The following is a 13,755-nucleotide window of genomic DNA, read 5'->3' as shown; positions in this document are numbered from 1 at the left end:
AGCGGGGCTGCTTTCCAGTTCTTCGCTTTCGCGTTTCCCTTTCCGGCGAGTCCGACTCTATCAGATCCTTTCGGGCCTGATTCCCAGTCAGCGGGATTTGTCTTCCCGGCCGTTGGGCCGTTCCGACGCCCAAACTCTAGCGGACTTTCCCCGCGACTCATAATCGAGCCTTCGAAATTAATTTCGGCATGCCGAAATCGTCCCGAGTGGGAGATCGTGCTGAATTTTGGTTGCCGCGTTCGCGGCGGGATCGGTTGTCCCGGAACCGTTCCGGCTCCGTGACAACTCGAAGTACCTTACGGATCGCGGATGGACGTGTCAACCCCGCCAGGTCAAGCCGTTTTCGCACGTGTCCGGCACGGGTTCAGTCCAGGTCGGTGAGGCGGCCGCCGGCGTCCGGCTGGGCGTGTTCCACGCGGCGAAGGAGGCGGATCAGCATGTCGCCGAGGACTCCGCGCTCGTCGCCGGTGAGGTCCTGGAGCAGTTCCTCCTCGAAGGCGGTAGCCATGCGCATCGCCTCCAGCCACTTCGCACGGCCCTCGTCGGTCAGCTCGACGATCACGCGCACCCGGTTGTTCTCGTCCCGGTCCCGGGTCACCAGACCCTCGCCGGCCATGCGGTCGATGCGGTGGGTCATCGCCGCCGGGGTGAGGCCGAGGCGCTTGGCCAGCTCTCCCGGGCCCAGGCGGTAGGGGGAACCGGACAGGACCAGGGTCTTGAGGACCTCCCACTCGGCGTTGCTGATGCCGAGGGCGGCGACCTGGCGTCCGTACGCCACGTTCATCCGGCGGTTCAGTCGGCCCAGGGCCGAGACGACTTGCTCGACCTGGGGGTCCAGGTCGCGGAACTCGCGCTGATAGGCGGCGATCTGCTCGTCGAGGCTCGGCTCCTGCGGGCCGGGCTGCTCGGTGGTGTCAGACATGGCGGGCAGTATGGCACGCCCTTCAAAGCCGTCGAAGTCCTTCGGTCTGAATTGTTGAGGCTCTAACTTTAGTGCTAAAGTCTTCGGGTTCGAGTCGTTCGGTTGGCTCGGCGCATCGCTACGAGACCTCGAGGTAGGTGAGTGTGACCAGGGAGATGGGTGCAGCACTGCGGCGGATCCAGCTGGGGAGCGCGCTGAGCGCGTTCGGGCTGGGGTTCACCGTTCCGTATCTGTACGTCTATGTGGCACAGGTACGGAATCTGGGTGCTGGCACCGCGGGAGTCGTTCTGGCGGTCTTCGCCATGGCGGCACTGGCCGTGCTGCCGTTCACCGGGCGTGCCATCGACCGGCGCGGGCCGCTGCCCGTGCTCGTCGTCGCCTCGGCCGTCGCTTCCCTGGGCGCTGTCGCCCTCGGTCTGTCGTCGGGCGTGACCGCCGCCGTACTGTCGGCCGCGGTCCTCGGCGCGGGTACGGCGGTCATGCAGCCGACGCTCGCCACCATGCTCGTGTGGTGCTCCAGCGCCGCCACCCGTACGCGTGCCTTCGCCATGCAGTTCTTCCTGCAGAACCTCGGGCTGGGTATCGGTGGACTGGTCGGCGGGCAGATCGTCGACACGAGCCGGCCGGAAACCTTCATCCAGCTGTTCCTCATCGAGGCCGCGATGTTCGTGGTGCTCGGTGTCATCGCCTCCACGGTGCGGCTGTCCCGTCCGTCCTTCTCCGACGCCAGGCCCGCCGACGGGTCCAAGGCGCCCGGCGGGCTGCGGGTACTGCTCTCGCACCGGGCCATGGTGCAGCTGTGCGTGCTGGGCTTCGTGCTGTTCTTCGCCTGCTACGGGCAGTTCGAGTCCGGGCTCGCGGCCTACGGCACCGAGGCCGCCGGGATCCAGCCCTCGACGCTCGGTATCGCGCTGGCCGCCAACACCGCCGTCATCGTCGTGGCGCAGTTCGTCGTACTGCGTCTGGTGGAGCGCCGCAGGCGCAGCCGGGTCATTGCCTGGGTCGGTCTGATCTGGGCGTTCGCCTGGATCGTGGCCGGGTACGCGGGGCTCGGGCACGGCAGCCAGACCATGGCGACGGCCGCGATGATCTCCACGTACGCGCTGTTCGGACTCGGTGAGTCGATGCTGTCGCCGACCGTGGCGCCGCTGGTCGCCGATCTGGCACCGGAGTCGATGGTCGGGCAGTACAACTCCGCGTTCGCTCTGTGCAAGCAGCTCGCGCTGGCGGTCGGTCCGGCCGTGGGCGGCCCGATGGGGGCGACGCTGCACGGGCCGTACATCGTGACGTTCGTGCTGTTCTCGCTGGGCATCACGGTGCTGGCGCTGCGACTCGGCCGACGGCTCACTCCCGTACAGGATCAGCCGTCGATCGAGGCGGCACCGTCCAGGGTGGTGGCCGTGTCGCTGCCGGAGGCCGAGCCGGTGGCGGCCGCCTCCACCGTCACCACCCGCTGAGGCAACAGGGGCGACGCTGCACGGGTGAGTAGGGGTTCCGTTCCGGCGGGGCCCCTACTGCGGCAGGACGAACTCGCACCAGACCGCCTTGCCGCCGCCCGGCGTGCGGCGGCTGCCCCAGGACGTGGCGATCGTCGCGACGATGGAGATGCCGCGGCCCGCTTCGTCCGCCGGATCGGCGCGACGGCGGCGCGGCAGGTGGTCGTCGCCGTCGGTCACCTCGATGATCAGGCGGCGGTCGGTACGGCGCAGACCCAGGCGCATCGGCGGTGTGCCGTGCTTGAGTGAGTTCGCCACGAGTTCGCCCGCGGCCAGGACGCCCAGGTCGCAGAGTTCGACCGGGAATCGCCACGACGTCAGGACGCCGGACGCGAAGGCGCGGGCGCGCGGGGCCGCCTCGATGCCGCCGAGGAGATCGAGCGAGGCGTTGTGGAACAGCTCGGCGTTCGCCCCCGTGCGGGCGGGGTGCTGGACCACCAGTACCGCCACGTCGTCGTCGTGCTCCGCGGTGACGCCGAGAGAGCGGATCAGCCGGTCGCAGACCACCTGGGGTGAACCCTTGGCTCCGGAGAGGGCGCGTTCCAGGGCGGCGACGCCCTCGTCGATGTCCTCGCTGCGGCGTTCCACCAGGCCGTCCGTATAGAGGACCGCGGTGGAACCGGGCGGCAGCGCGATCGTGCCCGACGTGTGGATCCAGCCACCGGTGCCGAGCGGCGGTCCTGTCGGGTCCTCGGCGCGGTGGACCGTGCCGTCCTCGTGGCTCACCAGGATCGGGAGGTGCCCGGCGGAGGCGTAGACGAGCCGGCCCTCGTTCGGGTCGTGGACCGCGTAGGCGCAGGTGGCGATCTGGCTGGCGTCGATCTCGGCGGCGAGACCGTCGAGGAGCTGGAGCACCTCGTGCGGCGGGAGGTCGAGGCGGGCGTAGGCGCGCACGGCGGTGCGGAGCTGGCCCATGACCGCGGCGGCCCGTACCCCACGGCCCATGACGTCCCCGATGACCAGGGCGGTGCGGCCTGCGCCGAGGGTGATGACGTCGTACCAGTCGCCGCCGACCGCGGCGTCCGTGCCGCCGGGCTGGTAGGTGGCGGCGATCCGCAGGTCGTCGGGCTGCTCCAGCTCCTGCGGGAGCAGGGAGCGCTGGAGGGTGACGGCCGTTTCGCGGAGGCGGCGCTCGCTGGCGCGGAGCCGTTCGGCCGCTTCGGCGTGGTCGGTGACGTCGACGGCGTAGACGAGCACGCCGTCTTCGGTGCCTCTGTTTCTTTTCCTGTCCTTGCCCTTGTTGCCGGTCTGCTTTTTGTTCCTGTCCCCGTCCTCGTCCGCCTCGGTTTCGGTCGCGGTGCCGCTGTCCCGGTGTACCGGGGTGCAGGTCACGGTGTACGAATTGCCGCCGCGGACCTTGCGGGACTTGACGGTACGAGGTGTGCCACTGCGCAGGACCTGGTCCATGAGGGGCAGCAGACTGAGTTCGACGAGTTCGGGCATGGCCTCGGCCGCGGTGGCGCCGGCCGGGCGGGGGCCGAAGGCGGCGGCATAGGCGTCGTTGACATACGCGATCCGGTGGTCGGGGCCGTACACCAGGGCCACCAGGGCGGGCAGTTGGCCGAGGATGTCCCGGGCCGAGAGATCCTCCGGAGTGGGGCCGCGGTCCCCGGAAGACGTGCTGTGCGTGTCACTGTGCGTGTCGCTGTCCGGCGGGCAGGGTCCGGCCCCCGGCCGTGCGTACTCGGCGCGGGCCGAGGGCACGGAACTGCGGTCGTCCCGTGCGGCGGCGCGACGCTGCGTTCCGGGTAGGCGGGCGCTCCAGCGCGTGAAGTTCACGGAATTTCTGGCCTCGTGTGTCGGTCTGGTCCGCTCGGACGGGCTGCTCACTGTCGGTCACTGCCGGCCGGGTCACTCTGTGCAGATGTGGGCCCACCTATGGTCACACGTCCAGTGTGACGGACCGTACTGACAGGCGTCGGTACGGTCCGGTCCGGGCCGGTGAGGTGACGGGCCGACGGTCGGTCAGCCGCCGTTCCCCGGTGGGCCGTCGGGCTTCGGCGGGTTTCGGGGGCCCGGCGGGTGCCCCGGCCCCGGGTGTCCGCCTCCTGCGGCGAGTTCGAATTCGGCGCGCGGGTGTTCCAGCGAGCCGAGGGAGACGATCTCGCGTTTGAAGAGTCCGGCGAGGGTCCATTCGGCAAGGACGCGGGCCTTCCGGTTGAACGTCGGAACCCGGCTGAGGTGGTACGTGCGGTGCATCAGCCAGGCCGGAAAGCCCTTGAGCTTGCGGCCGTAGACATGTGCGACGCCCTTGTGGAGGCCGAGCGAGGCGACGGATCCCGCATAGCTGTGCCGGTACTCCTTGAGGGGTTCGCCGCTGATCGACGCGAGGACGTTGTCCGCGAGAACCTTGGCCTGCCGCACGGCGTGCTGGGCGTTGGGCGCCGTCTCCGCCCCCGTTTCCGCGGCGGTCAGATCGGGTACGGCCGCGGCGTCCCCGGCGGCCCAGGCGTGCTCGACTCCCTCCACGGTGAGTTCCGCCGTGCAGCGGAGCCTGCCGCGCTCGTCGAGCGGCAGATCGGTGGCGGCGAGGATCGGCGCGGGTCTGACGCCCGCGGTCCACACGAGGGTGCGGGTCGGGAAGCGGGAACCGTCGCTCAGCACGGCGATCCGGTCCTCGATGGACTCCAGCCGGGTGTGGAGGCGTACGTCAATATTGCGGCCGCGCAGCTCACGGATCGCGTATGCGCCCATTGCGTCTCCGACCTCGGGGAGAATGCGGCCCGATGCCTCGACGAGGATCCACTTCAGGTCGTCCGCCTTGATGTTGTGGTAGTACCGCGCGGTGTAGCGGGCCATGTCCTCCAACTCGGCGAGGGCCTCGACGCCCGCGTATCCGCCCCCGACGAAGACGAAGGTGAGGGCGGCGTCACGGATGGCCGGATCACGGGTGGCGGAGGCGATGTCCATCTGCTCGATGACGTGGTTGCGCAGGCCGATGGCCTCCTCGATGGTCTTGAAGCCGACGCCGTGGTCGGCAAGGCCGGGGACGGGGAGCGTGCGCGAGACGGAGCCGGGCGCGAGGACGAGTTCGTCGTACGGGATCTCGACGGCGCCGGTGCCGTCCTCCCCCGAGGCCAGGGTGGTCACGGTCGCCGTGCGCTTGGCGTGATCGATGCGTTCGGCCTCGCCGATCACCATCCTGCAGTGCGCCAGGACCCGGCGGAGCGGCACGACGACATGGCGTGGCGAGATCGAACCGGCGGCGGCTTCGGGCAGGAACGGCTGATACGTCATATAAGGCTCGGGGGTGACGACGACGATCTCGGCCTCACCGCTTCTGAGTCTCTGCTTCAGCTGCCGCTGGAGGCGCAGTGCTGTGTACATCCCGACGTAGCCGCCACCGACGACGAGAACGCGCACACCCGGCGGGGGGCCGGGGGGTGTTCCCCCGGAATCTGAAGCCATCACCACCCCATGACGCAACGGGCTCAAGGGTTTGTCCACAGCCCCGGCAAATTGTGTGACCGGAGGTTCTGGATGGGCCGGCGCTGCTGATCACCGCGGGGATACGGAAGCTGCGCAGGTCAGGGGTCGGGGTCGGGGCGGAGTGCCGGGGCCGAATCAATGACCAACCGGTCCTTGCTCCGATCGGGGGGCGCTCCGTGCGGAACTACCCCCTTCTGAATTGACCCGGGCTCAACTATGTTCGTATGTCGTCGGGGTACAGGGTCGAGACCAAGATCCGCTCTCCGGCTCAAACGGCGGGAAGTCTCCGGGGGGAGACGTCATAACCGGGGGAACAGTTATGCACATTCAGGATTCTCATTGGCAGACTGCTGCGGCAGTCGCCTCCCATTCGTCCGACGGAAACGGACGAAACGGAGCAGTGGGGACAGTGGACGCGGCGGGTCCGGTCGGCACGGTCGTCACGGCAGCCGGAACCGGCGGGACGGGTGCGACGGTCGGGGCGGCTGCCGCCAACGGCCGCTCGGCTCCGCTCCGCGTGGACGCACAGCGCAATCTGGAACATGTGCTGCGCGCGGCACGTGAGGTGTTCGGCGAGCTGGGGTACGGGGCTCCGATGGAGGACGTGGCGCGTCGCGCCAGGGTCGGGGTCGGCACGGTGTACCGACGGTTCCCGAGCAAGGACGTGCTGGTGCGGCGGATAGCGGAGGAGGAGACCTCCCGGCTGACAGACCAGGCCCGGACCGCGCTGGGTCAGGAGGACGAGCCGTGGTCGGCGCTGTCGCGCTTTCTGCGGACGTCCGTGGCCTCGGGCGCGGGGCGGCTGCTGCCTCCTCAGGTGCTGCGGGTCGGAGTCGACACCGAATCCGGCATCGATTCCGGCATCGACTCCGCCGCCGCTTCCGCTGTTTCTGCCTCCGCGTCCGTGCCTGCATCTGTGTCCGTGCCTGCATCTGTGTCCGTGCCGACGTCTGCCTCTGCCTCGGTCGACAACTCGGCTGTGGTCGGGGAATCGGAGGCCGTAACAGACTCCGTGCCGGGCTCGGACAGCGTTCGGGACGAGACGCGGGTGCCTCAGCAGCGGCAGGGTGCGGGTCAGGCCGACACCCGGTCGGCCGACGGGCGTTCCGCCGCGGAGACCGGGCGCGATGACGACGACGCCGGAGCCGGCGAGCTGCTGGAGGTCGTCGGCCGACTGGTGGACCGGGCGCGGGAGGCCGGTGAGCTTCGCCGTGACGTGACGGTGGCGGATGTGCTGCTGGTCATCGCGACGGCGGCGCCTTCGCTGCCTGACGCGGCCCAACAGGCAGCGGCTTCGAGCCGGTTGCTGGACATCTTGCTGGAGGGGCTGCGCTCGCGGCCCGGCGCGTGAGCGGAGTGTGTTCGCTGCCGGCTACGAGAACGGGCGCATGTGGGTGTGGTGCGTTCGCTGCCGGTTGTGTGGGCGGGGGCGCGCGTGAGCGGAGTGCGTTCGCTGCCGGTTGTGTGAGCGGGGCGCGCACGGGTGCGACGGCGCATGAGCGGGGGCGCGTCTGAACGTCACGGCGTCGGTGCGGCGAGCCTGGCGGCGCGTGAGTGTGGTGGTGCGCGGGCGTGTTGCGTGCGCGCACTGCTTCTCCGGGGCCGGTGCGGGGTGGCCGGTCGGGGTGCGCAGTCGGGGCCGGCTGCCGGGGCACACAGGCGGCATGGACGGCCGGTGCACATGGCTGGTTTGAATCGCTGGCATGAATAGGCTGCCGCGCCCGGTGGTCAACGACCCGCGTGGCCCGTTTCGGCGGGTCCTACTCGGCGACTCATGGCCGCTTGTCCGAGCTCACATTCGGCTTAGTGTCCGGTTGTGTGTCCGGTTATGTGTCCGGCTTTATCGCCCCGCCCTCTCGGCTCCGACTCCTGCGTCCGCACTCGGCCCATAACCCGCTGACCGGCACTTTGCGGCTTCCGGTCGGTGTCCGTACGGCGCCTGATCGGCGTATGACCAGCGGTGCATCGGTTCTCGTTGCTGGAGCCGCTGCCCGTTGACTTCAGCCTGCCCGTGCAGAACAGCGCATTACCCCTTCCCCGAATGAGCGACCTCTAGTGCTCACATTCGGGAAAACGCCCCGGATGAGTGGTTACGGGGGCTGAAGGTACGACGTGATTGCGCCATGTGGCACGCTTGCCCGGTGTTCGGGTCCGACAGCGCAAACGGGGGCTTCCGCGATGAGCGGTGACGGGCAGCAGGAAGAGTCGTTCGACGACGTCTCCGCCATGGGCGGGGTGACGGAGGCCGGTGAACTGTCCTCCCGACAGGTGCCGAGCCAGGCCGGGCCCGGGCGATCGGGTGGTGACGCCGGGGGCGACGCCGTCCTGCCCGTCCCGTGGCCGGCCCCCGTCGACGCCGGTGCCGGGGCCGAAGCCTTGGTGCCGATGCAGCGGGAGGGCGGCAGCAGCACTGGCGACGCCTCCGGCTCCGTGGTCTCCGACGCCGATCTGATCGGCCGTATGCGGGACGGCGACGATCTCGCCTACGAGGAACTGTTCCGACGGCACTCGGACGCGGTGCGCCGCTACGCGCGGACCTGCTGCCGGGACGCGCACACCGCCGACGACCTGACGGCCGAGGTCTTCGCGCGCACCCTGCAGGCGGTACGCAGGGGCAAGGGGCCCGAGGAGGCGGTACGGGCCTACCTCATGACGGCGGTCCGGCATGTCGGAGCCGCCTGGACCAAGACCGCGAAGCGGGAGCAATTGGTCGATGACTTCGCGGTGTTCGCCGCCCAGGCTTCCCAGTCCTCCCAGGTATCGGACGCGGACACGCTCGACCTCGGCGCGGATGTGCTGGCGATGCACGAGGCCGAGCAGTCGATGGCGATGCAGGCGTTCCGCAGCCTGCCGGAGCGCTGGCAGGCAGTGCTGTGGCACACCACCGTCGAGGAGGAGTCACCCAGCGAGATCGCCCCCTTGTTCGGGCTGACCGCCAATGCCACGGCGGTCCTGGCCAGCCGGGCCCGTGAGGGGCTCAAGCAGGCTTACCTGCAGGCGCATGTGAGTGAGGCGCTCACCTCGGGCGGCGACTGCGCACGCTACGCCGACCGCCTCGGCGCCTATGCCCGAGGTGGGCTCCGGATGCGTGCCGAGCGGGGGTTGCGGGGGCATCTGGACGAGTGCGTGAAGTGCCGGCTCGCCGCAGGCGAACTGGCCCATGTCAACGCCGGGATTCCCGCGCTGCTGCCGGTCGCGGTCATCGGCTGGTTCGCCGCCGGGTATGTGCTCAAAGCCGCCGGAGTCGTCGCCGGTGGCGCGGCGGGAGCCGCGGGTGCCGGTGCCGCAGCGGCGGCGACCGGCAAAAGCGCGTCCGGGGGTGGTGCCGGTGGTGCCGCGGTCTCGGAAGGGCTCGGTGCCCCGGCCAAGGCCGGTATCGCGGCGGCGGTAGCCATGGCGGTGACGGCCGGGCTGGCCTGGGCGCTGGTCGGCGACGACCAGCCGAAGCCCGAGACCAGACCTGCGGCCAAGCCGGCTGCCGCGGCTCCTGCGGCGCCGACGCCCGATCTACCGAAGTCAAAGTCGAAGTCGAAGCCGCCGCCGCCGAAACCCGGTGCGCCGGCGCCACCCGCACCATCTGCCCCGGCCCCGACTCCCCCGCCGAAGGCGCAACCGAAGCCGACGCCCACCCCCACACCTGCTCCGACACAGAAGCCCGCTCCGAAGCCGACGCCGAAGCCGACGTCCAAGCCGACATCGAAACCGACATCGAAGCCGACACCGCCACTGCCTTCCGATCCGGCGGAGCCGTCGCCGTCCGATCCGGCTCCGCCGCCCGCACCGACCGTCTACCAGCTCAACGAGCTGGGCTACTCGATGTCGGGGGATCACACCCAACCCGAGGTGGTGATCAACGAGAGCAACTGGGTCTGGCAGCGTTCCGGTCTGTCGGTCGGCGGCACGTGGTACGCGCACGGAATAACCGTCCACAGCAAGTCCTCGGTCACCATCCAGTTGAACCAGACGTGCACGCGTTACGAGGCCATGGTCGGGGTCGACGACATGTCCCTGGGACTGGGCTCGGTGCGCTTCTCCGTCCTCAGCGGTGATGGGAGGCTGCTGTGGCAGTCTCCGGTGATGAACGGTAATGATCCGGCCGTACCCGTCGCGGTCGGTATTGCCGGGCAGGACAAGATCCGGCTCGTCGCCCAGCGGGCGCATCCGGGTGGCGGCGCGGCGCTGGCCGACTGGGCGGACTCGACCATCAGTTGCCGGTGAGGCGACCGAGGACGGCGGGATGGATCCGGGGGTCAGACGACCGGGGTGTCCGGGAGTTCCGCGGTGATGCGGGTCAGGAGCTCGATGACGTCGTCGACCGTCAGTGTGCGGCCCGCGGCACGCTCCGACTCGTACCGCTGAGGACCCAGTTCCTCGCGCGCCCGTCGCCCGACGTCGTCCGCCTCGGCCTGTTGTGCTTCGGTCCTGGGACCGGCCGGGCGCCAGCCGTCGGCCGCCGCCAGAATCCGTACGGCGGCTCCGTGACGGCCCAGCATCGACAGCACGGCCGCCACACTGTCCGCCAGGTGCCCGGTGACGAGCTCAGCGCACCGGGCCTCCCGCGCCGCGCGGAGTGCGCGCACCAGTCCGCGTACCCCGGCCACCGGGCCGCCCATGGGCCCCTCCTCGTGCACGGCGATCCGGGCGGCGAGCCCTTCGACCACCACCGTGAAGTGCGACGGTGAGCTGCCTCGTCCGATCGACGCCTCCGCCTCGGTGACCAGCCGTCGCGCCTCCGCGATCTCGCCGCGGTCCAGGGCGAGGGTGGCGCGCAGGAAGTAGGTGTAGCCGCGGGCGTCGTGCACCTGGTAGCGCTCCGCCTCCGTCTCGGACTCGGCCAGGATCCGCTCGAAGCCCGCCATGTCTCCGGTCCGGTAGGCGAGTTCGGCGAGGCGGGCGAGGAGGAACGGCGCCTCGGCGTACGCCCCGACCTCGCGGGCGAGCAGCAGCGCCTCCTCGTACGCCGCACGCGCTTCCTCGTACCGTCCGCGCGTCACGCCGGCCTCCGCGGCCGCGCCCACGGCCTGGGCGCGCAGCCAGCGGTCACCGACGCGGCAGCCCAGCTCGCGCAGTTCGGCGAGGTCGTTGTCGATCCCCGGCATACCGCCGGGGGTGTCGATGACCATGTGCGTACGGAACAGCAGCGCGATGCCGTACTCCCAGGCGCCGCCGTGGATACGGGCGTTGTCGACCACCGCGTCGATCATCTCGTGGGCTTCGGCGGCGGTACGGCTCATGAACAGAGCCGTCGGCCAGAGCAGTCCCGGAAAGCGGGCGGACTGCGGACCGGAGGAGAGGAACGCGTCGGCCACCCGGCCCATCAGGGCCCGTCGGCTGTCGTCACCACGGAGGTCGTCGGCTGGTCGGCTCTGCGCGGCGAGGAAGTACCGCAGTATCTCCAGATGCATGCGCGGCCAGAAGCGGGGGTCGCTGCCGTCGACCGGTTCCGGACCGAGTTCCACGGCCCGCTCGGCCCAGCCGAGGCCCTCGGAACGGAAGTTCCGCAGAAACCAGAACCACCCCAGGCCGAGAACCAGACGCACCGCGTCCGATTCGGACGGGGTGGTGACGACGGTGCGGTGGAGGACGGCCCGGATGTTGTCGAGGTCCGTCTCCAGGCGTTCGATCCAGGGGAGTTGGTCACCGGGGCGGAGACGGGGCTCGGCAGCTTCGACCAGTGCGACGAAGTACGCGGTGTGCGCCCGCGCGGCGGCGGCGCGTACGTCCGGGGTCTCGGCCGCGCGTTCGGCGGCGTACTCGTGGATGGTCTCCAGAAGGCGGTAGCGCATCTCGCCGGAGGCGGCCGGGGCGGCGACGACGAGGGACTTGTCGACGAGAGCACCGATCAGGTCGGCCGTGGAGGGCCCGGCCGGGTCCGGGCCGGCAGTTGCCCCGGTGACGGGTGCTCCGGTGACCGGGGCTCCGGCGGCGAGGGCTTCGGTGGCGGGGGGTGCTTCCGCCGCGGTCACGGCCTCCGCGGCGGGCAGGTCCCAGCCGCCCGCGAAGACGGAGACCTGCCGCAGAACCGTGCGTTCGTTCTCGTCGAGCAGGTCCCAGGACCAGTCGACGACGGCGCGCAGCGTCTGCTGGCGCGGCAGTGCGGTCCGGGCTCCACCGGTGAGCAGACGGAACCGGTCGTCGAGCCGGTCCGCGATCTGGCGTGGGCTGAGCAGCCGCAGCCGCGCGGCGGCGAGTTCGATGGCGAGCGGCTGCCCGTCGAGCCGTCGGCAGATCTCGGCGACGGCATCCGGATCGTGTACGGCCTCCCGCTCGGGGTCGAAGTCGGAGCGGACGGCGCGGGCGCGCTCGGCGAACAGGCGGTGGGCGGGGTCGGCCGGGAGCGGTCCGACCGGGCGTATCGATTCGCCGGGGACGCCGAGGGGTTCTCGGCTGGTGGCGAGGATGCGCAGCTGCGGGCAGTGGGTGAGCAGGGTTTCGGCGAGGGCGGCGACCGCGCCGATGACGTGTTCGCAGTTGTCCAGGACGAGCAGGAAGGGGCGGACGCGGGAGCAGTGCGCCAGGTGCTCGACGAGGAGGCCGGCCGGGTCGCCGCGCAACGGCTGCCCGTCACGACCGCTGTCCCGCAGGAGCGTGGTCTCCCGCAGCCCGAGAGCGGAGAGTACGGCTCCGGGGACATCCACGGGGGCATCCACCGGAGCGAGTTCGGCGATCCAGGCGTCCGCGGGGGCCGGTGCCGCCCGGCCGCTACGGGCGGCGGCCTCCTCGGCGAGACGGGTTTTGCCGGAGCCACCGGGGCCGGTGAGGGTGACCAGGCGGGACCGGGCCAGATCAGCATGGATGGAGCGCAGTTCCGGCTCGCGGCCGACGAAGGAGTTGAGCCGGGGCCGGATGTTGCCCCGGACCACGGCGGCGTCGGGTGTACGGGGCGGGCCCGATGCGGCGGATGCGGCGGATGCCGCTGAGGGGGAAGAGAGGGAAGAAGGGGGCGGCGGAATGGAAGTGGCTGAGGGGGACGGGGTGGCCGGTGCGGCCGCTTCGGATGGCCCCCTCGACGGAGGGGTGAGCAACTCCAGGTGGAGCGCGGTCAGCTCCGGTCCCGGGTCGGCACCGAGGCCGTCCGCAAGGGCCCGGCGAGCCTCCTCGTAGGCGGCCAGCGCCTCGGCCTGACGGCCTTCGGCGCGCAGGGCGCGGACCAGCTGGGCCCGGAAGCGTTCGTCGTACGGGTGGTCGGCGGTCAGTTCCCTGAGCTCCGGTACGAGGGTGCGCGGGCCGGCACCGGTCGCGACGCACCGCAGGTCGGCCTCGATGCGGCGTTCCAGCGTGGTCAGACGGTGGGCCTCCGGACGCAGGCCGTGACCGTGCTCCCGGTCCGGCAGGTCGGCCAGGGCCGGGCCGCGCCACAGGGCGAGCGCGGTACGGAGTGTGCGGGCGGCCGCCACGGAGTCCCCCGCGTCGAGCTCGTCGGCGCCCTGCCGGGACAGCCGCTCGAACACGTGCAGGTCGACGTCCTCGGGCGTGGCCTCCAAGCGGTATCCGCCGTGGCCACTCGTGATCGCGTCCCTGCCGAGCGCCCGGCGCAACCGGCCCACGAGGGCCTGGAGCGCGGCGGGGCGTCGTACGGGGGATCGGCGGCCCATACGTCGTCGACGAGATCGGCGACGTGCGCGGGCCGGCCCGCACGCAGGGCGAGGGCGGCGAGGAGGGCGCGCAGCCGCGTACCACCCACGGGCAGCACACTGCCGTTCTCGTCTCGTGCCTCGGTGACGCCCAGGATCAGGTACCGCATCCGGCCATTCTGTCCTGTGGAACGCGCGGGAGCAGACGTCCGGCGGCAACAACGCCCGGCAGCGGGCGTGGGGTGGGGAACGCGGTGCACCCGACGGCGGGAGGAACACGGCCGCGCCCGGCGAGGGACACCCGTCGTCGGGAGGGACCCGACGCACCCGGCGA

General features: G+C 71.0%; 6 protein-coding genes and 1 pseudogene. 3 read left to right on the top strand and 4 right to left on the bottom strand.

Annotated elements, in window-relative coordinates; translation table 11 throughout:
• Positions 1-364 precede the first annotated feature (364 nt).
• Positions 365-922: a MarR family winged helix-turn-helix transcriptional regulator gene (locus ACF08M_RS32700; protein ID WP_392188878.1), complete on the bottom strand. Its 558-nt coding sequence runs from the start codon at positions 920-922 to the stop codon at positions 365-367.
• A 155-nt stretch (positions 923-1,077) separates the two neighbouring features.
• Between ACF08M_RS32700 and ACF08M_RS32695 the strand changes: the two genes are divergently transcribed.
• Entirely contained in the window at positions 1,078-2,379 is a 1,302-nt protein-coding gene (locus tag ACF08M_RS32695; protein ID WP_392188879.1) for an MFS transporter, read from the top strand.
• 54 nt (positions 2,380-2,433) lie between these two features.
• Here the strand turns inward: ACF08M_RS32695 and ACF08M_RS32690 are convergent, their stop codons facing one another.
• Positions 2,434-4,197: a SpoIIE family protein phosphatase gene (locus ACF08M_RS32690; protein ID WP_392188877.1), complete on the bottom strand. Its 1,764-nt coding sequence runs from the start codon at positions 4,195-4,197 to the stop codon at positions 2,434-2,436.
• 186 nt (positions 4,198-4,383) lie between these two features.
• Entirely contained in the window at positions 4,384-5,826 is a 1,443-nt protein-coding gene (locus ACF08M_RS32685; protein WP_392188876.1) for an NAD(P)/FAD-dependent oxidoreductase, read from the bottom strand.
• Between the two features lie 340 nt (positions 5,827-6,166).
• Here ACF08M_RS32685 and ACF08M_RS32680 point away from each other — a divergent pair, with 340 nt between their 5' ends.
• Together ACF08M_RS32680 and ACF08M_RS32675 are read left to right on the top strand one after the other, a co-directional pair.
• Positions 6,167-7,198: a TetR/AcrR family transcriptional regulator gene (locus ACF08M_RS32680; protein WP_392188875.1), complete on the top strand. Its 1,032-nt coding sequence runs from the start codon at positions 6,167-6,169 to the stop codon at positions 7,196-7,198.
• Positions 7,199-8,025: 827 nt separating this feature from the next.
• On the top strand, positions 8,026-10,065 hold the full coding sequence (locus ACF08M_RS32675; RefSeq protein WP_392188874.1) for a sigma-70 family RNA polymerase sigma factor: 2,040 nt from the start codon (positions 8,026-8,028) through the stop codon (positions 10,063-10,065).
• A 32-nt stretch (positions 10,066-10,097) separates the two neighbouring features.
• Here the strand turns inward: ACF08M_RS32675 and ACF08M_RS32670 are convergent.
• Positions 10,098-13,591: pseudogene (locus ACF08M_RS32670) on the bottom strand (BTAD domain-containing putative transcriptional regulator).
• Positions 13,592-13,755: the final 164 nt, after the last annotated feature.

Source organism: Streptomyces sp. NPDC015032 (assembly GCF_043080425.1).
Classification (GTDB): domain Bacteria; phylum Actinomycetota; class Actinomycetes; order Streptomycetales; family Streptomycetaceae; genus Streptomyces.
This window is presented reverse-complemented; position numbering and strand designations above follow the sequence as displayed.